The organism is Variovorax sp. OK605 (genome assembly GCF_900115445.1).
In the GTDB taxonomy this organism is placed as follows: Bacteria; Pseudomonadota; Gammaproteobacteria; order Burkholderiales; family Burkholderiaceae_C; genus Variovorax.
In genome coordinates, this window is record NZ_FOWL01000026.1 from 38,266 (window position 1) to 59,730 (window position 21,465).

A 21,465-nucleotide genomic window follows, 5' to 3' on the forward strand; every position below is an offset into this window, starting at 1 on the left:
AGCGTGGGGCTAACGGGGCATAGCCCCGCGCGGCACGCTCACGCCGCAATGGCGCAGGAAGTCCGCCGTGGCGCCGCCCAGCAGCTTGTCGCGGTGCATCACGGTGGCGAGCTTGCGCACGCCCGCGGGCAGCCGCGTGCGCAGCTCGACCAGGTGGCCGTCTTCCAGCGCCTGCGCCACCGTGTAGCGCGACAGGCAGGCCAGCCCGGTGCCCGCGGCCACCACGCGCTTGATGGCCTCGGTGCTGCCCAGCTCGAAGCCCACCTTCACCTGCTCCAGGTTCTGGATCAGCCAGGCATCGGTGACCTGGCGCGTGCCCGAGCCGTGCTCGCGCAGCACCCAGGTGGCTTGCGACAGCTGCCTGTGCGTGGCCACGCGGCCCGCCAGCGCATGGCCGGGCGCGGCCACGATCACCAGCTCGTCGCTGCGCCAGGCGCGCACCACCAGGTCGGGGTGCGTCTGCGGCCCTTCGATGAAGCCCACGTCGACGTCGAAGCCCGCCACCGCCTGGATCACGTCGTGCGTGTTGGCAATGTGCAGGTGCACCTGGCTCTGCGGATGCAGCGCGGTCCATTGCGACACGCGCTCGGGCAGCAGGTACTCGCCGATGGTGAAGCTCGCCGCCACGCGCAGCGGCGCCGCATGCTCGCCGCTGAAGAGCGTCTGCACCTCGCTGGCCTGGTCGAGCAGCGCCTGTGCCTTGGGCAACAGGGCGCGGCCGTTCTCGTTGAGCACCAGCCGGCGGCCGATGCGGTCGAACAGCAGCACGCCGACCGACTCCTCGAGGTCGGCCAGCGCGCTGCTGGCGGCCGACTGCGAGCGCGCGATGCGGTCGGCCGCCGCGCGGGTGCTGCCGCCGCGCGCGGTGGCCACGAACACCTCGAGCTGGCGCAGGTTCAGGCGCAGGCGCTGGCTGGAGAGTTGATCTGTTTTTCCGGTCATGGTGAGCGATATTCTCCGCTTTTCCGATTGATCCCGGCTCCCTACCATCGACGCTGCCACGCATGAAAACAAAGGACCGCCAGTGTTCAGTTTCCTGTCCCGCGAGCCGGTGCACGACCCCCTCCGCGCGCCCACCCCCACGGTCGATACCACGGTCAAGACCACCACCTGCTACATGTGCGCCTGCCGCTGCGGCATTCGCGTGCATTTGCGCGAGGGCGAGGGCAAGGACGCCCGCCCCGAGGTGCGCTACATCGACGGCAACCCCGACCATCCGCTGAACAAGGGCGTGATCTGCGCCAAGGGTTCGTCGGGGATCATGAAGCAGGTGTCGCCCGCGCGCATCACGCAGCCGCTGCTGCGCAAGGCCGGCAGCGAGCGCGGCGCCGGCGAGTTCGAGCCCATCAGCTGGGAGCGCGCCTACGACATGCTGACCGAGCGGCTCGGCAAGATCCGCGCGACCGACCCGAAGAAGTTCGCGCTGTTCACCGGGCGCGACCAGATGCAGGCGCTCACCGGCCTGTTCGCGAGGCAGTTCGGCACGCCCAACTACGCGGCGCACGGCGGCTTCTGTTCGGTGAACATGGCCGCGGGAATGATCTACACCATCGGCGGCAGCTTCTGGGAGTTCGGCGGACCCGACCTGGAGCGCGCCAAGCTGTTCGTGATGATCGGCACCGCCGAGGACCACCACAGCAACCCGATGAAGATCGCCATCAGCAAGTTCAAGCGCGATGGCGGGCGCTTCATCTCGATCAACCCGGTGCGCACGGGCTACTCGGCCATTGCGGACGAGTGGATCCCGATCAAGCCCGGCACCGACGGCGCGCTGTTCATGGCGCTGCTGCACGAACTCATTGCGAGCGACTTGGTCGACCATGCGTTCCTGAAGCGCTTCACCAACGCGCCGCAGCTCGTGGTGCTCGACGACTGCGAGCGGCAGGGCCTGTTCGCCTTCGACCCGGACCCCGAGCGCGGCCCGCCCGGCGACGGCCGCAACCCGCACAACAAGCTGGTGTGGGACTTGAGCGACGGCAGCGTGAAGAACGCCTACCCCGAAGGCATTGCCGACGGCTGCGACCCGGCGCTCGAAGGCCACTACACGCTGGCCGACGGCACGCGCGTGGCGCCGTCGTTCCAGCTGCTGCGCGAACGCGTGGCGAGCTGCACGCCCGAGTGGGCGCAGGCCATCACCGGCATCGACGCGCAGCGCATCCGCAAGCTCGCGCGCGAGATGGGCGAGACGGCGCTGAAGCAGGCCTTCGAGCTGCCCATCCCGTGGACCGACGCATGGGGCAAGAAGCACCCGGCCACGCAGGCGCGGCCGGTGGCTTTCCATGCGATGCGCGGGCTGGCGGCGCACTCCAACGGCTTCCAGACGGTGCGTGCGCTGGCCATTCTCATGAGCGTGCTGGGCACCATCGACGCGCCGGGGGGCTTCAGGCACAAGGCGCCGTACCCGCGCCACATCGTGCCGAACTACCGCGCCTTCAACGACCCCGGCATGATCCAGCCGAACACGCCGCTCAATGCGGCGCCGCTGGGTTTTCCGGCCAGCCCCGACGAGCTGGCGATCAACCCCGACGGCTCGCCGATCCGCATCGACCATGCGTTCTCGTGGGAGCACCCGCTGTCGGCGCACGGGCTCATGCACAACGTGATCACCAACGCGGTGAAGGGCGACCCGTACCGCATCGACACGCTGCTGATCTTCATGGCCAACATGGCGTGGAACTCGAGCATGAACACGATGGCGGTGCGCGAGATGCTCAACCGCAAGGACGAGAAGGGCGAGCACATGATCCCCTTCCTGGTGGTGTGCGACGCGTTCCAGAGCGAGACCGTGGCCTTTGCCGACCTGGTGCTGCCCGACACCACGTACCTGGAGCGCCACGACGTGATGGGCATGCTCGACCGGCCGATCTCGGAGTTCGACGGGCCGGTGGATTCGGTGCGCGTGCCCGTGGTGCCGCCCACCGGCGAGTGCCGGCCTTTCCAGGAGGTGCTGATCGAGCTGGCCTCGCGGCTGAAGTTTCCGGCCTTCACCACGCCGGAGGGCGCTCGCAAGTACAGCGGGTACCCGGACTTCGTCGTCAACTTCGAGCCGCAGCCGGGCATCGGTTTTCTCATGGGCTGGCGCGGCAAGGACGGCACCGAGCACCTGCGCGGCGCGCCGAACCCGAAGCAGTGGGAGGCCTACGCGCAGAACAACTGCGTGTTCCAGTACCACATGCCCGAGACCATGCACTACATGCGCAACTGGAACCGGGAGTACCTGGACTTCGCGAAAGACAAGGGCTGGCGCCAGCGCAACGACCCGGTGCAGCTGGCGCTGTACTCCGACACGCTGCAGAGTTTCAGGCTCGCCGCGCAGGGCAAGAGCCCGGGGCGGCAGCCGCCCGACGCGCTGCGCGAGCGCATCGACACGTACTTCGATCCGCTGCCGTTCTGGTATGCGCCGCTGGAAGAGGCCGCGACCGACCTGGAGGCCTATCCGCTCAACGCGCTCACGCAGCGGCCGATGGCCATGTACCACTCGTGGGACTCGCAGAACGCGTGGCTGCGGCAGATCCACAGCCACAACTACCTGCACGTGAACCCGTTGACGGCGCAGGCCGCTGGCATCGCGGACGGCGGCTGGTGCTGGGTCGAGAGCCGCTGGGGCCAGGTGCGCTGCATGCTGCGCTACAGCGAGGCGGTGGAGCCGGGCACGGTGTGGACCTGGAACGCCATCGGCAAGGCCGACGGCGCGTGGCAGCTCGCGCCCGGTGCGGACGAGGCGCGCAAGGGCTTCCTGCTGAACCACCTGATCAGCGAGGAGCTGCCGTTTGCCGGCACCGCGAGCGGAACCATCAGCAACTCGGACCCGATCACCGGACAGGCCGGCTGGTACGACGTGCGCGTGCGGATACGGCCGGCCGAGCCCGGCGAACCCGAGGAGAGTTTTCCGCAGATGGCGAGCATGCCGGTGGTGCCGGGCGTGCTGGGGAAGGCGGCGAGCGTGTTGACGTACTTTGCGGGGAGGGGCAAGAAATGATGCAGTGGCTGAAAGACCTGATGGCGATGGCGGCCCCGTCCCCGGCTTCGCTCCCTCCCCTTCCGGGGGAGGGTTGGGGCGGCGGCGCTGGAACTGCAAGCCTTGCTTCAATGAAGGCCGCCGTGCCCCCACCCCAACCCTCCCCCGGGAGGGGAGGGAGCCCCGCGACGAAGCGCGCCGAGCCCGGCGAAACGCTGGCCAAGCAACTCGCCCTCGTCATCGACCTGAACGTCTGCGTCGGCTGCCATGCCTGCGTGACCTCCTGCAAGCAATGGAACACCTCGGGCAGCGCCGGCCCGCTCGCCGACGAGCGGCCCTACGCGGCCAGCCCCACCGGCACCTTCTTCAACCGGGTGCAGACCTACGAGGCCGGCGCCTTTCCGGTCACCGAGACCATCCACTTCCCCAAGAGCTGCCTGCACTGCGAAGACCCGCCCTGCGTGCCCGTGTGCCCCACGGGCGCAAGCTACAAGCGCAAGGAAGACGGCATCGTGCTGGTCGACTACGACAAGTGCATCGGCTGCCAGTACTGCGCGTGGGCCTGCCCCTACGGTGCGCGCGAGCTCGACGAGGAGCGCCAGGTCATGACCAAGTGCACCCTGTGCGTGGACCGCATCTACGACGAACAGCTGCCGAAGGAAGACCGCAAGCCCGCCTGCGTGAAGGCCTGCCCGACCGGCGCGCGCATCTTCGGCGACGTGAAGGACCCGGACTCCGAGGTGTCGAGGGCGATCCGCGAACGCGGCGGCTACCAACTGATGCCCGAATGGGAGACGCAGCCGGCCAACCAGTACCTGCCGCGGCACATCACGCAGCCGGCGGACGCACGGGAGTAGCCGCATGCATCCTGCTTTCTCGATCCTTTTCTTCACCACGCTCGCAGGCGCCGCGCAGGGGCTGGTGTTCACGCTGGCGCTGGCCGCGCTCTTCGGCCTGGAGCTGGCGCCCGGGTTCATGGCCGTCGCGCTGGGCCTGGCCGAGGTGATGCTCGTGGCCGGCCTGGCCGCGTCGTTCCTGCACCTGGGCCGCAAGATGCGCGCATGGCGCGCGGTGCTGATGTGGCGCACCTCGTGGATGTCGCGCGAGGTCATCGTGCTGCCCGCGTTCATCGCGCTGGTGGCGCTGTGGGCGGTGTCGTTGCAGATGGGCATCGGCGCGCCATGGTCGTGGCTGCTGCCGCTGCTGGTGCTGTATGGCGCGGTGCTGCTCTGGTACTGCACCGCGATGATCTACGCCTGCCTGCGCTTCATCGAGGAATGGGCGCATCCGCTGACAGTGGTCAACTTCACGCTGATCGGGCTGTCGTCGGGGCTGGTGCTGGCGTGTGCGTTGGCGGCGCTGTGGGGCGAGAGCCGCTTCGTGCAGCTGTTCGGGCCGTGGGCGCTGGCTGCCACGCTGGCCGCGTGGATTGCGCGCGGCACTGCGCTCAGGCGCAACGCGCGGCTGCGCCACAAGTCCACGCTGCAATCGGCCACCGGCATCCGCACCCAGAAGCTGGTGCAGAAGTCGATGGGCATGTCGGGCGGGTCGTTCAACACGCGCGAGTTCTTTCATGGAGCGTCGCTGGCGGCGCTCAGGAACATGAAGCTCGGCTTCCTGGTGTTCGCCTTTGCGTTGCCCGCGGCGCTGGCGCTGTGGGGCGTGGTCGGCGCGGCGGCGTGGCCCTGGCTGCTCGCGGTGCTGGTGCAGGCGCCGGGGCTGCTGGCCGAGCGCTGGTTCTTCTTCGCGCAGGCCAAGCATCCGCAGAACCTGTATTACCAGGTGGTTTCCTGAGCCAGCCGGCACGGCCGGAACATCAGCGGGTCACATCGACGTCTCTCGATTCGGGCAGCATCCACATCGCCCAGACGCTGAGCGCGCTCATCACCATGACGTAGTAGGCCGGCGCGAGCGGATTGTGGGTCACGGCCAGCAGCCAGGTGACGACGAACTGCGTGGTGCCGCCGAACAGCGAGGTGCTGATCGCATAGACCAAAGACAGGCCCGTGCTTCGGATGGCGATCGGCATCAGCTCCGGGATGGTCACGAGGCCGGCGGCACCGAAGACGGCGGTCAGCGCGGCCAGCACAGCGGAGACGCCCAGCAAGGTGACGGCGCTCGGCGCACCGGACAGCCACAGGAACATCGGCACGATCAGCACCACGAGCGCGATGCGCGGCAGCGTGTTGATGACCTTGCGGCCGTGGCGGTCGCACAGCCAGCCGCCGAGCAGGGCGAACAGGAAGGTCATGACGCCCCCCGTCAGGACCGAGCCCTGCGCCAGCGCCGGTGGCAGCTTGAGCACCTGGACCGCATAGGTGACCATGTAGTTGCCCACCTGCGATGCAACCGCCGTGGAAGCCGAGATCAGAATGCCCAGCACGAGGATGCGGCGGTGCTTGCCGAAGACCGAGCCGACGATCTGTGCGCCGGTCCGGTCGCGCGAACCTTCGTGCGTCTCCGGCAGGCTGCGGCGGATGTAGAAGGCGATCGGAATCAGGACCAGGCTGAACAGGAAGGGCACGCGCCAGCCCCAGGAGGCGAGCTGGTCCGGCGGCAGCATCAGTGAAAGGGTCACGCCGAAAACACCGCCCACCGCAACCGCGATGCCTTGGCTCGCGATCTGCCAGCTGGCGTACAGGCCGCGCCGTCCGGGCGGCGCCGCTTCGATGAGCAGCGCGGTGGCGGGGCCGACCTCGCCGCCGAGCGCCAGGCCCTGCAGCAGGCGACAGAACACGACGATGACCGGCGCCGCGATGCCGATGCTCGCGTAGCTCGGCGTGGCCGCCATGCCCAGCGTGCCGAAGGTGATGAGCGCCACCGTGAGCAGCATGGCGGGCTTGCGCCCCGCCTTGTCGGCGAAGGCGCCGATCAGCACGCCGCCCAGCGGGCGCGTGAAGAAGCCGACACCGAAGGTCGCGAGGGAGAGCATGAGGCTGCCGAACTCTCCGCCGACCGGGAAGAAGGTGCGGCCGATGTAGACCGCGAAGTAGGCGTAGATGACGAAGTCATAGAACTCGAGGGCGTTGCCGGCCACGGCGGCTGCGACCGCCTTGCGGCTGATCGCGGTGCCGGCCGCGTGCGCGCCAGCTGCGGTGGTGGCCGGGCGTGTCTCGTCGCCCGGGCGTGCGTCGACTGTGGTGGTGCTCATGAAGCGGCCTCTTTGTCTCGTTGTTGTGTGGGGTGTGGCGTGGGGTGGGGTGCGATGCGGCGCGCGGATCAGGCCGCGAGCTTCGCCGCGGCGTCTTCCTCGAGTCCGCGCAGGGCTTGCCGGCAGGCTTGCGAGCCCTGTTGCCAGGCCGCGAGCTTCCAGTCTTCGGCATCGGGGAAGAAGGCGTCCTTCATTTCCTGCCGGATCGCGGTTGCCTTGGCCGCGTCGGCACAGCCGTGGCGATGCAGCCAGTGCTCGGCGCGCATGGCCGCGGAGACCCGCGCCATGGGCCAGGTGCCGTACTCCAGGCAGATGCCCACATGCAGGGCCTGGGGGCATTCCTCGGCCAATGCGGTCTGGATCGGACCGGTCAACGGGATGCTGGTGGAGGTGCCCGTGGTCACGGAGGTGAGCTCGCCCCACCAGCGCGTTGCGCGCTCGAGCACGGCCTCGTCGAAGCTGGCGAAGATCCGCTCTCCCACGCCGTACGGGCCGAGACCGGTGTGGATGTCGATCGAGGCGAGTTCGCGAACCTTGGGGGCGTATCGCTTCAGGATTTCCCGAAAGGTCCGGTTGCTCCAGGCCGGCTCGGTGCCCCCGTAGTGGAGCCCGTCGGCGTGCACGTGCTGGCCGAGCGAGGTGGCCCGCTGCAGGCCGCGGGCGCCATGGCGCTCGCGATAGGCGTCCAGGAGGCCTTCCGTGCGCGGCTGCGGTGGCCATTCGGGCGGCAGCAGCAGCTCGTGGATTTCGGCATAGCCGGCGTTGACCGGCAGCGGTTTCGAGAAGTCGACGAAGTTGCGGTTGAGGTCGATGTTTTCCTGCGTGGCGCGGCGCAGGTGGGAGAAACCGTAGGGGTTGACCGCATGAACGTACAGAACCGCTGTGTCGTGCGCGCCCTGCGGCCGTGCCTGGGCCTGTGCCGGGGCGCCGAGATCGAGCATGCCGGTCTGGATCGCCGATCCGCAAAAGCCCTCCACGCCGTGCACGCCGCTGATGACGACGAGCATCTTCGACGCATCGGCCGGGCCGTCGAGCACGACGTCGGTGGCCAGCACCTCGCCCTGCGCGCCGGCGAGCGCGAGTTCGTGCGATTCGACGGCAAGGCCGCGCCGCGCCGCGGCGCGCAGGAACTTGTCGCGTGCCTCGGCATAGTTGGCGCTGAAGAGCGCGGCGATCTGATGGTTTTCCAAGGGGATGTCTCCGTGGGGGTTGTTCAATTCGGTTCGGGCGCGCGCAGGCGCTCTTGCCGGCGCATGCGGCACGCGTCGCCGAAGGCCGTGAACAGCGCGCGCGCGAACGCGTTGTCGTCGATGCGCATTTCGGGATGCCATTGCACGGCCAGCGCGAACCGCGGCGCCGACTCGATCGAGAACGATTCGATCAGTCCGTCGGGCGCGGTCGCTTCCACGCGCAGGCCCTTGCCGAGCCGCTCGATGCCCTGGTGATGCAGCGAATTCACGACCGCGCGCGTGCCGCCCGCCAGCTGCGCGAGCACGCCGCCTTCGACGATGTGCAGCGCGTGGCTGTCGTCGTACCAGCGCTGGACCGGGCGGCCATGGTCGCCCTCGCGATGGTCGAGGCGGCCCGGCTGCTCGTGCACGGCGGGCTCCAGGCTGCCGCCGTAGAGGACGTTGAGCTCCTGGAAGCCGCGGCACACGGCAAGCACCGGTACGCCGGCGGCGATGAGCCGGGGCAGCAGCGGCAGGATCGTCGCGTCACGCGCGAGGTCGAGCTGCATTTCGGGGTACGGCTCGCTTGCGCCATAGCGTGACGGATGCACGTTGGACGGGCTGCCCGTGAGCACGATGCCGTCGATCGCATGGATCAGGCTGTCGGCGTCGATCGCGTCGCCGGCGGCCGGCAGTGCGAGCGGAAGTGCCCTGGACACCTCGCTGACGGCGCGCACGTAGCCGTCGAGCGCCGCGTGTGCCGCATGGCCGTGGCGCTCGATGCGATCGGACGCGATGACCACGACGGGCCGCAGGGTTGGAGGGGGAATGTGGGGATTCATCGACGCGATCTGGTGGGTTCGATCGCAGTCTAAGAATCGACTACAGTTTAGTAAATTGCAATTTAGCTGCGAATAACTTGCAGAATGTGCAAGTAAAAATCATGAACACGCGACAGCTCAGACACTTCCTTGCCGTGATGGACCTGGGCTCGCTCAGTGCAGCGGCGGAACGCGTGCACCTCAGCTTGCCGGCCCTGTCGCGCAGCCTGAGTGCGCTGGAAGAGGCCTTGGGCGTGCCGCTCTTCGACCGGCAGGGGCGGCGCCTGCGGCCCACGCCCTATGCCGACGCCTATGTCGAACGCGCTCGGCGCATGGTCTTCGACGAGAAGGAAGGCGCCCGGTCTCTGTCGCTCATGCGCGCCGGCGAATCGGGGACGTTGTCTTTCGGCATGGGCTCGTCCATCGCCCGCTCCCTGCTGGGGCCGATGATGCTGAAGCTCGTGGCAGAGGCCCCCGGCCTCAGGCTCAGCGCGATGGTGCAGAGCTCGGACGTGCTGTTCGATGCGCTGCGCAAGGAGCGGCTCGATTTCTTCGTCGGCGATGTGCGCATCGCGGCGCACGAGCCGGACATGGTGGCGGAGCCCGCGTACGTGAGCACCTTCGGCTGGTTCGCACGCGCGGGTCACCCGCTGGCCGGGCGCAAGCGCATCGGCATGCCCGAACTTTCCGCCCATCCGATGGTGATGGCGGGGTATGCGGACCGGTCGGTCATCCGCCGCATCGCGGAGCTCTACGGTCTGTCGATGCCGCTCGAAAACCACTTCGCCCTGAACACCGACGACGTGAACACGATCCACACCCTGGTTGCGTCGAGCGACGCCATCGCCCCGTCCACCGACATCGCCGTGATCTCGGCCTTGCGCGCAGGAACGATGGTGGCCCTCGATGTGGAGCCGAGGCTGGACCTGGACATGACGCTGGGCATCGTCAGGCACGTCGGGCGAACGTTGGTGCCCGCCGCGGAGCGTGCATTCGCCATCGTGCGGGCGTACTTTGCCGATGTCGCGCAGGAGGTCGTCAGGCAGCGTGGCCGGGTGCCGGTGAAGAAGAAGGGCGCCGTTCGCTAGCCGCGGCGCGCATGAAAGGCCCGGACTGCCGTGGACCCTTTGAAGGGCGAAGGGTCCGTCGGCTGTACGCCCGATCGAGCCGGCCGGATGTCTTATGCCTCGCAGTTCAATGCAAGCCCCGGCGTCGGCCAGTCGTCGATGGCGATCAGCCGGCCGCTGCCCGAGAGCGTGACGTAGGCCGTGCGCCGGTCGCGTCCGCCGAAGCAGATGTTGGTGGTGTAGCGGTCGGGCAAGGGCACGTGCTCGACCGTGCCGCCGTCGGGCGCGACGATGCTGATGCCGCCGTGCAGCAGCGTCGCCACGCAGAGGTTGCCGAGCGCGTCGACGGCCATCGAATCGAAGCGCTGGTAGTGGCCGCCGGGCGAGGCGCAAAGCATGCGGCCGCCGTACGGCGACGGCCAGCCGTCCTTGCGCACGCGGCCCGGCGCGGTGATGTCGAAGGCCCAGACGCGGGCGCCTTCGGTCTCGGCGTAGTAGAGCGTGTTGCCGTCCGGCGAGAGGGCGATGCCGTTGGGCGTCATCACCGGCCGCGCGATGGCGCTTGCGGCGGCGCCACCGGCGTGGCCGTAGAAGAGGCCGCCGCGGTCCATGTCGCGCTCGCGCACCTTGCCGAGGTCGGTGAAGTAGAAGCCGCCGTGCGCGTCGAACACGATGTCGTTGGGGCCGCACAGCGCATGGCCTTCCACCGTGTCGTACAGGCGTTCGGCACGGCCGGTGGCAAGGTTCACGCGCTCGATGCGGCCGCCCGAATAGTCGTCGGCCTGGCCCACCGGGCGCACGCAGCCGTCGGCCTCGGTGTGCCACTTGAAGCCGCCGTTGTTGCACACGTAGACCGCGCCGCCGGGCCCGATGGCCGCGCCGTTCGGGCCGCCGCCGAGGTCGGCCACCACCTGCACCAGCCCGTCGGCGCGCACGCGCGTGAGCGTGCCGCGTGCGATCTCCACGAGCAGCACGGAGCCGTCGTTCATGGCGATCGGGCCTTCGGGAAACTGCAGGCCGGTGGCGAGTTCTCGGATGCGCATCGGAGCTCCTTCAATGAGCGCAGGCGGGGAAGCGCCTGGAGGGGAGGCACCAGTTTGCACCGGGCGTGCCGGCGTGGGGCGCATCGCGCGCCTTTTCTGCTTCAAGTCCTACGCCTGCGCCACGGCGAGCCGCCGTCAGATGGTCGAACCATGCAAGACAGCTTTCTCGACCGGGCGCTTCTACTCCTCCAGCAGCATGCCTATGCCCGGGTGCTGTGCGAATTTCATCGAATGGAAGACACGCGGTGCCGGGTGATCGATGTCGGCACGCACCGCAGCGCCGACGCGCGCGAACGGCTCGCGCGGTGCGAGCGGCAGTTGCTGGCTTGCCGTGATGCACTGGAAGACCCCGAGAGGGCTGCGGCCGTTCGCATCGCGCGGGCGCTGTACCTGCGGTTCCTGCTGAGCAGCGCGACCGCGAGGCTGCAGCCCTGGTGCGACGGGGAAGATTTGGCGCACATGCCGCGCTCGCACATGTTCGAGTGGATCGCGCACGACTTCGAGCGTGTCGAGCTTGCGGCGCTCGAAGATGCGATGACGCCGGCCGAGGCGGCGCTGTATGCGCGGTCGCTCGAAGGCGTCGACGACTGACGAGAGAGAGGGAAAGAGAAGAGGGCGCCGGCCTACCAGCGCTTCCACCAAGGGCGGGGAGCCTCGCGCAACGCGAGGTGGCGCGTGTCGAGCTCATGCACGGGCGCGGGCCGCGCGCCGGTGATGCGCCGCACCTCCACCTCGAGCGCATGCGCGATGCCGCGAGCGTTCTCGTCGCCGCGCAATGCGCGCCGGCGCCATTCGGCGGCCAGGGCCGAGAGGCCGTTCGGGTCCAGGTTTTGTGTCTCCACCATGGGCGTCGAGTTTTCCACGTGGGCAAGCGCTTTCTTGTAGGCGCAAGGGTCATGCGTGTGTGCGAAGAAATTACACGACGCTACATCTCGCGCTGTTTTGAGCCGACCGGCGCGGGCACAGGTCAGCTCCTCGGGGGCGCACGGAAACACGTGCATGGATGGCCAACGGAGCCCTGGAATCGCGGTTGACCGCCGCGAGCCCCGCCGGCCGCAACGACCCTTCCCGGTTGCGACGTTTTTCACGATTGTCAAAACAAGTCACTGTTGTGGCTCATTCGCCGCACGCCGGATGTAACGGACGCGGCGCCTTCGGCCGTGGGCAAAACGCGACGGCAGGGTTTCTGCTGATTCGCCTAGAATTGAGAACCATTCTTATTAAGTGAAAGCGCAGCGCCCGCCGCTGCGTGGAGAACCCATGCCGGCCGCCGATGTCGTGTTGCAGCACCAGGTGCAATCGCTTTACAGCACCCACCACGGGTGGCTGCACGGCTGGCTGCGCAAGAAGCTCGGGTGCTCGCACAACGCGGCCGACCTGGCGCACGACACCTTCGTTCGCGTCCTGAGCAAGCCGCAGCCGGTGACCGCGGCCGAGCCGCGTGCCTACCTCGCGACCATCGCGCACGGGCTGGTGGTCGACTTCCACCGGCGCAGGGCGCTAGAACGCGCCTACCTCGACACGCTCGCCGCGCTGCCCGAACCGCTCACGCCCTCGCCCGAGGAGCGCGCGCTGGTGCTGGAGGCGCTGGGCGCCATCGACGCGATGCTAGACGGCATGAAGCCGCCGGTGCGCCAGGCCTTCCTCCTGTCGCAGCTCGACGGGCTGACCTACAAGGAAATCGCCGCGCAGTTGAAGGTGTCGGTGCGCACGGTCAACAACTACATGCTCAAGGCGCTCGAGCATTGCTACCTGCTCGCGCCGTGACGTCCGCCGGCCCCATCGCGCTGAAGGCGCCGGACGAGGCCGAGGTGCGCCGCCACGCAATCGCCTGGTACGCGCGCCTGTGCTCCGGCGAGGCGACCGACATCGACCGCGACGACTGGAACCGCTGGCACCGCGCCCACCCCGCGCACCAGCGCGCCTGGCAGCGGCTCGCCGCCATGCAGGCGACCTTGCAGCGCGTGCCGGGCCATATCGCCGCACCCACGCTGCGCGCCGCGCAGCCCGAGCGGCGCCGCATGCTGCGCGGCATCGCGGTGCTGGCCTCGGGCGGTTCGCTGGCCTGCCTGTCGTGGCAGGTGGCGGGCAACGACGGCGGCTGGCGCACGTGGCTGGCCGACTACCGCACGGGCACTGGCGAGCAACGCGCGGTCACGCTGGCCGACGGCTCGCGGCTGATGCTGAACACGCGCACTTCGGCAGACGTGTCGATGGACGCTTCGCGCCGGCTGGTCACGCTGCGCGAGGGCGAGATCCTCGTCGAGACCGCCAAGCCGCGCGCCGGCATCGCCCACGGCGTGAAGGACGCGCGCCCCTTCATGGTCGAGACGGCGCAGGGCCGCATCCTCGCGCTGGGCACGCGCTTCACCGTGCGCACGCTGGGCGAGCGCACGGCCGTGACGGTGCTGGAAGACGCGGTCGAGATCCGCGCCGCGCAACGCCCCGGCCAGGTCGTGACGCTGCGCGCGGGCCAGCAGGTGTTCTTCGGCGGCGCCGGCGTCGGCGAGCCGCGCGAGGCCGACGCCGGCGCCGCCGACTGGGCGCAGGGCAGTCTGGTGGTCAACGACCGGCGGCTCGCGGACGTGCTGGCCGAGTTGTCGCGCTACCGGCGCGGCCACCTGGGCTGCGACCCGGCGGTGGCGGACATCCGGGTGTCGGGCGCGTTCCCGCTGGACGACACCGACAAGGCGCTGGCCGTGCTCACGCGGGCGTTCCCGGTGCGCCGCGTGGGCATGACGCGCTACTGGGTGTCGCTGGTGCCGGCCTGAGCGCGGCGCCGTTTGCCGCCTGCCGCCTTCCATTCGTTGTTCCCATCGCGTTTCTTCGCACCCGGCCATTTTTTTCATTCTTTCTTTCACCGCTTCCTTCATCTTTTCCGGTTTCGTTCGGCCTACCCCATAGAGCCATGGCAAACGCCGTGGCCAGCCATCCATGCCGAAGGAACCTCGAATGCACGTGCCGCCGTCCCCCGCTTCCCTCACCCCTGTTCGCAAGGCGCTGTGCCTGCTGGCGGCCATGCTCGCGATGCCGCTCGCGGCGACGGCCGCTGAGCCTGCCGCAGTGGCTTCAGCAGCCTCCGCGCAGACCACGGCCCCGCGCGCCTACCGCATCGACGCCGGCCCGCTGGCCGCGGTGCTCGGGCGCTTCGCCGCGGCCGCGGGCGTGGCGCTGTCGTTCGACCCCGCGAGCACGAAGGACCTGAAGTCGACCGGCCTGCAAGGCAGCTACACGGTGCGCGCCGGCTTCGCCGCGCTGCTGTCGGGCACGGGGCTGGAGGCGGTGGAGGGCGGCGCGGGCGAGTTCACGCTGCGCAAGGCGGGCCCGGGCCCAGTTGCGGCCGCGGCCGCCGCCGACATGGACGATGCCGACGGCACGCTGCCCGCGGTGCGCGTGGTGGCCCGCGCGGCCCCGGCGCCCGCCGATGCCGACGACCGCTACCAGCCCACGCCCGACGCCTCGACGCTGCGCACCACGGCGCCGGTGCTGGAGATCCCGCAGGTGGTGAACGTGGTGCCGGCGCAGGTCATTCGCGACCAGCGCCCGCGCAACATCGACGACGCGCTCGCCAACGTCAGCGGCATCAACCAGGGCAACACCCTGGCCAGCACGCAGGACACCATCATGAAGCGCGGCTTCGGCGGCAACCGCGACGGCTCGATCATGCACAACGGCATGCCGCTGGTGCAGGGCCGCGGCATGAACGCGGCGGCCGAGAGCGTGGAAGTGCTCAAGGGCCCGTCGTCGCTGCTCTACGGGCTGATGGACCCGGGTGGCGTGATCAACGTGGTCAGCAAGAAGCCGCAGCTGCGCCAGCGCACCTCGCTGTCGCTGCTGGGCTCGGGCTATGCGGGCGGACGCGACGGCGGCGGCGCCACGCTCGACACCACCGGTCCGATCGGCGAGAACGGCCTGGCCTACCGGCTGATCGTCGACCACGTGAACGAGGACTACTGGCGCAACTTCGGCACGCACCGCGAGACGCTGGTGGCGCCGTCGCTCGCCTGGTACGGCGACGACACGCAGGCCGTGCTCTGGTACGAGTACCGCAAATACACCACGCCCTTCGACCGCGGCACCGCGCTCGACCCGCGCACCCAGCGCCCGCTCGCGCTGCCCAAGACGCAGCGCCTGGACGAACCCTTCAACGAGATGCGCGGCGAGACCCACCTGGGCCAGCTGTCGGTCGACCACCAGTTCGGCGGCGGCTGGGCCGGCCACGTGAACCTCAGCTACAACCGCGAGGCCTACGACGCCAACCAGCTGCGCGTGAACGGCATCAACACCACGCGCGGCACCCTCACGCGCAGCAACGACGCCACGCACGGCGCGCTGAGCACCGACAGCTACGCCACCGCCTACATGGACGGCACGCTCGAGCTGGGCGGCATGCGCCACGACCTGCAGTTCGGCTGGGACGCCGAGTACCGCAAGATCTACCGCGCCGACCTGCTGCGCCAGGCCACCACGCGCACCTTCAGCTACCTGCTGCCGGTGTACGGCCTCGAGGCGCCGTCGGGCACCGTGTCGGCCAGCGACAGCGACCAGACCGACCGGCTGCACAACCAGTCGCTGTTCTTCCAGGACTCCATTCACCTGAGCGACCGCTGGATCGCGGTGGCCGCATTGCGCTACCAGGCCTGGACGCAGCTGGCGGGACGCGGGCGCCCGTTCAAGGTCAACACCGACACCGACGGCTCGAAGGTGCTGCCGCGCGTGGGGCTGATCTACAAGCTGAGCGACACGGTGTCGTTCTACGGCAGCTACACCCAGTCGCTGAAGCCCGCCTCGACCATCGCGCCGCTGTCCAGCGGCTACGTGCTCGATGCGTCGGTGAAGCCCGAGGAGGCCAAGTCGTGGGAAGTCGGCGCCAAGCTCGACATGCCCGGCGGCCTGACCGGCACCGTGGCGCTGTTCGACATCCACAAGAAGAACGTGCTGGTCTCGCAGTTCAACGACACGACCAAGCTCACCGACTGGCGCACCTCGGGCGCGGCGCGTTCGCGCGGCCTCGAGGTGGACGTGGCGGGCCAGCTGAGCAAGAACTGGAGCGCCATTGCGAGCTACGCCTACATCGACGCCAAGACCACCGAGGACCCGCTGTACGCGGGCAACCGGCTGTGGAACGTGGCGCGCCAGACGGCGTCGCTCTCAGCCGTGTACGACTTCGGCCAGGTGTTCGGCGGCGAAGGCCGGCTGCGCCTGGGCGCGGGCGCGCACCACGTGGGCAAGCGCGCGGGCGACTCGGCCAACAGCTTCGTGCTGCCGGGCTACACCACGGTCGATGCCTTCGCCACCTACGACACGCGCCTGTACGGCAAGAAGGTGAAGTTCCAGCTGAACGTGAAGAACCTGTTCGACAAGACCTACTACCCGTCGGCCGTGAACAGCTACTTCATCTCGGTGGGCGACGCGCGGCAGGTTTCCGTCCTCACCACCTTCGAGTTCTAGGATGAGCAAGTTCCTCGAATCCAGGCACCTCACGCGCCGCGCCGCCGTCCTGCTGGCCGCGGGTACTCTGGCCTTCGCCAGCCAGGCCGCCGAGCTGCCGGGGCAGGGCCGCAAGGTCGTGCTGCTGGTGCAACGCGACGGCCCCAGCCTGCCGGTCGACGAGAAGGTCAAGGCGCACCTGGAGTCGCGCGGCTTCGCGGTGACGCTGCAGGACCAGTCGGCCACACCTGCCGTCACGGCCGGTGCGGCCGGTGCGGCCGGTGCTGCCGGCGCTGCCGGCGCGGACCTGGTCGTCATCTCTTCCACGGTCGCCGCCAAGGACGTGAGCGCCGCGTGGCGCCAGCTGCCGGTGCCGCTGCTGACCTGGGAGAACGACCTGCTCGACGACCTCGCCATGACGGGCAAGCGCCACGACAGCGATTTCGGCGAGGCCGCCAAGGAGCGCTACCTGTGGCTCGTCAATGCGCCGCACCCCATGGCCGCGGGCCTGCCGGCCGGCGTGGCCAACGTCTACGTGAAGCAGGCGGGCATGAGCTGGGGCAAGCCCGGGCTGGGCGCGACGACCATCGCCACGCTGTACGGCCAGCCCGAGAAGGCCGCGATCTTCGGCTACGAGAAGGGCGCCACCATGGACTACGAGTCGCTCGCGCCCGCGCGCCGCGTGATGTTCTTCCTCGGCAACGAGGGCTTCACCAACCTTTCGCCGGCGGGCCGGCTGCTGTTCGATGCAGCGGTCGACTGGGCCGCCGGCATCCGCTGAAAACAATCGATCGATGAAATTTCCCTCGCTGCGTCAGTTCTGGTTCCAGCTGCACTGGTTTTTCGGCATCACGGCCGGCACGGTGCTGATCGTCATCGGCCTGAGCGGTGCGGTGCTGTCGTTTCGCGAGGAGATCATCGATGCGATCAACCCGCACGGGCGCCATGTGCCTGTGCAGGCATCGGAAGGCACGCGGGTCCTGAGCCCGCCGCAGTTGCTCGCGGCCGTGCGGCAAGCCTGGCCCGAGCGCCAGGTCGGCACGCTCGCGCTGTTCGCCGAGCCCGGCGCGGCCGCGCGCGTGATCTTCGCGCCGCCCAAGGGCCAGCGGCGCGGCGAGGCCGTGTACCTCGACCCGTACACCGGCGCGGCCCTGCCGCCGCTGGAGGGCGCGGAGTTCTTCGAATGGGTCGAGTCGCTGCACCGCTGGCTGCTGCTGCCGCGCGAACCCGGGCGCGTGGCGGCCGGCGTGCTGGCCATCGGGCTGCTCTTCCTGTCGCTGTCGGGCCTGTACCTGCGGTGGCCGCGCCGCGCGCTCGACTGGCGCGCGTGGCTCACCTTCGACCCGGCACTGAAGGGGCGCTCGTTCCTGTGGGGCCTGCACTCGGTGGCGGGCACCGTGGCGCTGGTGATGTACGTGGTGTTCACCACCACCGGGGTCTACTGGTCCTTCGATGCGTTGCGCGACCGCGTGGACGCGATGGCGGGGCATCCGCGCGTGCCCGCGCAGCAAGCGCAACAAGGGCAGCAAGCACGCCCGGCGCCGCGCGAGCGCAACGTGGCGCGCGACGATGCCGCCGCGGTCGACGTCGCGCCCGCCTGGGCCGCCTTCGAGCAGCGGGCACAGGAGACCGGCGGCTGGAGCGAAGTCATCCTGCGCGTGCCCACGGGCGCCGCGCCGTCGGTGCTGCCGTCGGTGCTGTTCACCTGGCTCGACACCGTGCCCGCGCACGAACGCGCGCGCAACCGCATGACGGTGCGCCTGCCCGGCGGCGAAGTCGCGCAGGACGAGCGCCATGCGGCCAAGTCGGCCGGCGGGCTGTTCCTGGGTGCGATCTATCCGCTGCACATGGGCACCTACTTCGGCCTGCCGGGGCGCATCGTGATGACGCTGGCCGCGCTGATGCTGCCGGTGTTCGCCGTCACGGGCTGGATGCTGTACCTGGACCGCCGCCGCAAGAAGCGGGCGGTGCGCGCCGCACGCGCGGCGCTCGAAGGCAACGCGCGGCCGGCGGACCCCGCCGCGCCCTTGCCGGAACGCGTGCTGGTCGCTTTCGCCAGCCAGTCGGGCACGGCCGAGGGCATTGCGATGCGCAGTGCCGCCGCGCTCGAATCGGCCGGCCTGCCCGTGACCGTCGCGTCGATGGCGCGGCTCGACCCCGAGCAGTTGCGCGAGCACCAGCGCCTGCTGATCGTTGCCAGCAGCTTCGGCGAAGGCGGCCCGCCCGACGCCGCGCGGCGCTTCGCGCAGCGGCTGGCCCAGGTGGGCGGCGAGGCGCTGTCGCACCTGCGTTATGGAATGCTCGCGCTGGGCGACAGGCACTACGAACGCTTCTGCGGCTTCGGCCACACGCTGGACCATGCGCTGGTGGCGGCCGGCGCGCAGTCGCTGTTCCCGATGGTCGAGGTGGACGACGGCGATGCCGGTGCGCTGGCGCTGTGGCGCAAGCAGCTGGGTGGGCTGCGCGGCGCGGGTGCGGGTGCGGGTGCGGGTGCGGACGGTGTGGCGTTCGCGGAGCCTGCCGATGCGGACGCGTTCGGCGTGTGGACGCTCCGCGCGCGCAAGCTGCTCAATCCGGGCAGCCTGGGCCACCCGCTGTACGAGATCGAACTCGCCGCGAAGCAGGGCCAGCTGCCGAGCTGGCACCCGGGTGCGCTGGTCGAGCTGCGGCCGGGCCCCGAGCTCGCGGCCCGGCGCTATTCGATTGCCTCGGTGCAGACCGAGGGACACCTGCGGCTGCTGGTGCGGCAGGCGCGCCATGCGTCGGGCGTGGCGGGCTTGGGTGGCCTGGCGGGCTTGGGTGTTGTGTCGGGCTGGCTCACCGCGCATGCGCCGCTGGGGGCCGACGTGCAACTGCGGCTGCTTGCCAATCCGACCTTCGAACCCGTGGCGGACGCGCGGCCGTGCATCTTCATCGGCAACGGCTCGGGCTACGCGGGCCTGCGCGGCCACCTGCGCGCGCGCGTGGAGCGCGGGCATTACCGCAACTGGCTGCTCTTCGGCGAGCGGCAGCGCGCGCACGACGCCTTCTTTGCGCAAGAGGTCGCGCAGTGGCAGGCGCAAGGCCGCATCGAGCGCACCGACCTCGCGTTCTCGCGCGACCAGCCCGAACGCGTCTATGTGCAGGACCTGCTGCATCAAGCTTCCGACGACGTGCGCCGCTGGCTCGGCGAAGGCGCCGTGCTCTTCGTCTGCGGCAGCCTGAGCGGCATGGCGGGCGGCGTGGACGCCGCGCTCGAGCGCATGCTGGGTCGCGCCGCGCTCGACGACCTGATCGCCGAGGGCCGCTACCGCCGGGACGTGTACTAGGCGGTACTGGAGTAGCCCGCTCGGATTGGCGGGGTTGGGTAGCATCGGGCCCTTGTCCAGCTACAGCAGCCAGCCGCAACCGCCAGCCTTCCAGGCTGTCAGGTGCCCCCCGATGACCGAACAGCGGCCCTTTCTCGACATTCACCAACTCCGCACGCGCGACCGGCCTCCGGTCGACCTGCAGGCGCAGCGCGGCGAGTGCATCTGCATCCTTGGAAAGTCCGGCTCGGGCAAGAGCGTGCTGCTGCGGCTGGTGGCCGATCTCGACCCCGGCGAGGGCACCGTGCGGCTCGACGGCGCCGACCGCAACAGCTGGCCGGGCCCCGAATGGCGCAAGCGCGTCGTCTACCAGGCGGCCGAGCCCGCATGGTGGGGCGCCACCGCCGCAGAGCACTTTCCCGCCGAGGCACGCGAGCCGCTGCAAGGCTGGCTGCGCGACGTGGGGCTGGACGGCAACGTCCTGGACGCGGACATCGCGCGCCTGTCCACCGGCGAGCGCCAGCGCCTTGCGCTGCTGCGTTCGCTGGCGCGCAAGCCGGCGGTGCTGCTGCTCGACGAACCCACCGCCTCGCTCGACCACGCCACCACGCTCGCGGTCGAGGCGCTGCTGGCGCGCCAGTTGGCGGCGGGGCTGGCGATCCTGATGGTCACGCACTCGCAAGAGCAGGCGCAGCGCATCGCGCACCGCTGTTTCCACATGGCCGAAGGCCGGCTGCAACCCGCATGAGCACCATTCACCTCGACGCCACCGACCTGGTGCTGGCCACCTTGCTGGTGCTGCTCAACGCCGGCGCATCGCTGGCGCTGCATCTGCAGTTGCACCGGCAGGTGCTGTGGGCGGCGACGCGCATGGTGGTGCAGCTGCTGCTGGTCGGCCTGGTGCTGCGCTACGTCTTCGCGGCGGCCTCGCCGGCAGCGACGCTGACCATCGTGATCCTGATGATCCTCGCGGCGGCGCGCGAGGTGGCCGTGCGGCCCGCGCACCACCTGAAGGGGCGCGGCAACTTCCGCATCGGCGCGGCGGCGGTGGGTGTGTCCAGCGTTGCCACGGTGGTGCTGGCGCTGATGACCGCGATCCGGCCCGACCCCTGGTACGACCCGCGCTACGCCATTCCGCTCATGGGCATCGTGCTGGGCAGCGTGCTCAATTCGGCCAGCCTCGGGCTCGACAGCTTCTTCGAAGGCGTGACCACCGGACGTGCGCGCATCGAGGCGCGGCTGGCGCTCGGCGACACCATCCACCAGGCCATGGCGGAGCTCACGCGCTCGTCGATTCGCCGGGGGATGATCCCGATCATCAACCAGATGTCGGCGGCTGGCGTCATCACCTTGCCGGGCATCATGACCGGCCAGTTGCTGGCCGGCATGGACCCGATCGAGGCGGCGAAGTACCAGATCCTGCTGCTGTTCCTGCTGACGGGTGCGGGCGGGCTGGCCGGCGCCGGGGCGGTCTACATGGCCGCACGTTCGATGACCGACGAACGCCAGCGCCTGCGCTTCGACCGGTTGGACTGAACC

At 69.8% G+C, this 21,465-nt stretch carries 18 protein-coding genes; 12 read left to right on the plus strand and 6 right to left on the minus strand.

The features are described 5' to 3' along the window. Positions 1 to 9: 9 nt before the first annotated feature. Positions 10 to 942: a LysR family transcriptional regulator gene (locus tag BM013_RS37750; protein WP_093135273.1), complete on the minus strand. Its 933-nt coding sequence runs from the start codon at positions 940 to 942 to the stop codon at positions 10 to 12. 82 nt (positions 943 to 1,024) lie between these two features. Between BM013_RS37750 and BM013_RS37755 the strand changes: the two genes are divergently transcribed. The 3 genes from BM013_RS37755 to BM013_RS37765 are packed head-to-tail and all read left to right on the plus strand — an operon-like array spanning position 1,025 to position 5,752. Next, positions 1,025 to 3,979 carry a molybdopterin oxidoreductase family protein gene (locus BM013_RS37755; RefSeq protein WP_093135276.1) on the plus strand — a complete coding sequence of 985 codons (2,955 nt, stop codon included), beginning with the start codon at positions 1,025 to 1,027 and terminating at the stop codon, positions 3,977 to 3,979. Further along, positions 3,976 to 4,815 (plus strand): 4Fe-4S dicluster domain-containing protein, encoded by an 840-nt coding sequence (locus BM013_RS37760; protein ID WP_371281731.1) that lies wholly within the window; start codon positions 3,976 to 3,978, stop codon positions 4,813 to 4,815. The genes BM013_RS37755 and BM013_RS37760 overlap by 4 nt, the downstream gene beginning before the upstream one ends. A 4-nt stretch (positions 4,816 to 4,819) precedes the next feature. Next, positions 4,820 to 5,752 carry a dimethyl sulfoxide reductase anchor subunit family protein gene (locus tag BM013_RS37765; RefSeq protein ID WP_093135278.1) on the plus strand — a complete coding sequence of 311 codons (933 nt, stop codon included), beginning with the start codon at positions 4,820 to 4,822 and terminating at the stop codon, positions 5,750 to 5,752. Between the two features lie 22 nt (positions 5,753 to 5,774). On the opposite strand, the gene BM013_RS37770 is transcribed toward BM013_RS37765, so the two are convergent. The 3 genes from BM013_RS37770 to BM013_RS37780 form a co-directional block, all read right to left on the minus strand. Continuing rightward, positions 5,775 to 7,109 carry an MFS transporter gene (locus BM013_RS37770; protein ID WP_093135280.1) on the minus strand — a complete coding sequence of 445 codons (1,335 nt, stop codon included), beginning with the start codon at positions 7,107 to 7,109 and terminating at the stop codon, positions 5,775 to 5,777. A 68-nt stretch (positions 7,110 to 7,177) separates the two neighbouring features. Then, a complete protein-coding gene (locus tag BM013_RS37775) occupies positions 7,178 to 8,326 on the minus strand; it encodes a M14 family metallopeptidase (RefSeq protein ID WP_256221865.1) in 1,149 nt (382 codons plus the stop codon). Next, the gene (locus BM013_RS37780; protein ID WP_093135287.1) at positions 8,323 to 9,120 is read right to left on the minus strand and encodes a gamma-glutamyl-gamma-aminobutyrate hydrolase family protein; all 798 of its coding nucleotides are present in this window, start codon (positions 9,118 to 9,120) and stop codon (positions 8,323 to 8,325) included. Before BM013_RS37780 ends, BM013_RS37775 begins: the two co-directional genes overlap by 4 nt. Positions 9,121 to 9,221: 101 nt before the next feature. Here BM013_RS37780 and BM013_RS37785 point away from each other — a divergent pair, with 101 nt between their 5' ends. Continuing rightward, positions 9,222 to 10,187, plus strand: coding sequence for a LysR family transcriptional regulator (locus BM013_RS37785; RefSeq protein ID WP_093135289.1), 966 nt, complete (start codon positions 9,222 to 9,224; stop codon positions 10,185 to 10,187). Between the two features lie 92 nt (positions 10,188 to 10,279). Here the strand turns inward: BM013_RS37785 and BM013_RS37790 are convergent, their stop codons facing one another. Then, positions 10,280 to 11,209: an SMP-30/gluconolactonase/LRE family protein gene (locus tag BM013_RS37790; RefSeq protein ID WP_093135292.1), complete on the minus strand. Its 930-nt coding sequence runs from the start codon at positions 11,207 to 11,209 to the stop codon at positions 10,280 to 10,282. Positions 11,210 to 11,359: 150 nt separating this feature from the next. On the opposite strand from BM013_RS37790, the gene BM013_RS37795 reads away from it, so the two are divergent. Next, the gene (locus BM013_RS37795) at positions 11,360 to 11,800 is read left to right on the plus strand and encodes a hypothetical protein (RefSeq protein ID WP_143072622.1); all 441 of its coding nucleotides are present in this window, start codon (positions 11,360 to 11,362) and stop codon (positions 11,798 to 11,800) included. Between the two features lie 32 nt (positions 11,801 to 11,832). Here BM013_RS37795 and BM013_RS37800 read toward each other — a convergent pair whose 3' ends face one another. Next, positions 11,833 to 12,054 (minus strand): hypothetical protein, encoded by a 222-nt coding sequence (locus tag BM013_RS37800; RefSeq protein WP_093135298.1) that lies wholly within the window; start codon positions 12,052 to 12,054, stop codon positions 11,833 to 11,835. A 415-nt stretch (positions 12,055 to 12,469) separates the two neighbouring features. Between BM013_RS37800 and BM013_RS37805 the strand changes: the two genes are divergently transcribed. From BM013_RS37805 to fetB, 7 genes are all read left to right on the plus strand, one after another. Next, entirely contained in the window at positions 12,470 to 12,976 is a 507-nt protein-coding gene (locus BM013_RS37805; protein ID WP_093135300.1) for a sigma-70 family RNA polymerase sigma factor, read from the plus strand. Continuing rightward, positions 12,973 to 13,980 (plus strand): FecR domain-containing protein, encoded by a 1,008-nt coding sequence (locus tag BM013_RS37810; protein WP_256221866.1) that lies wholly within the window; start codon positions 12,973 to 12,975, stop codon positions 13,978 to 13,980. The genes BM013_RS37805 and BM013_RS37810 overlap by 4 nt, the downstream gene beginning before the upstream one ends. A gap of 163 nt (positions 13,981 to 14,143) precedes the next feature. After that, a complete protein-coding gene (locus BM013_RS37815; RefSeq protein WP_371281736.1) occupies positions 14,144 to 16,660 on the plus strand; it encodes a TonB-dependent siderophore receptor in 2,517 nt (838 codons plus the stop codon). A gap of 1 nt (position 16,661) precedes the next feature. Then, entirely contained in the window at positions 16,662 to 17,420 is a 759-nt protein-coding gene (locus BM013_RS37820; RefSeq protein ID WP_256221867.1) for a hypothetical protein, read from the plus strand. Between the two features lie 13 nt (positions 17,421 to 17,433). After that, on the plus strand, positions 17,434 to 19,947 hold the full coding sequence (locus BM013_RS37825) for a PepSY domain-containing protein (protein WP_093135309.1): 2,514 nt from the start codon (positions 17,434 to 17,436) through the stop codon (positions 19,945 to 19,947). A gap of 112 nt (positions 19,948 to 20,059) precedes the next feature. Continuing rightward, positions 20,060 to 20,674, plus strand: coding sequence for an ABC transporter ATP-binding protein (locus BM013_RS37830; protein ID WP_093135311.1), 615 nt, complete (start codon positions 20,060 to 20,062; stop codon positions 20,672 to 20,674). Further along, positions 20,671 to 21,462: an ABC transporter permease gene (gene fetB, locus BM013_RS37835; RefSeq protein ID WP_093135314.1), complete on the plus strand. Its 792-nt coding sequence runs from the start codon at positions 20,671 to 20,673 to the stop codon at positions 21,460 to 21,462. The genes BM013_RS37830 and fetB overlap by 4 nt, the downstream gene beginning before the upstream one ends. Positions 21,463 to 21,465 lie beyond the last annotated feature (3 nt).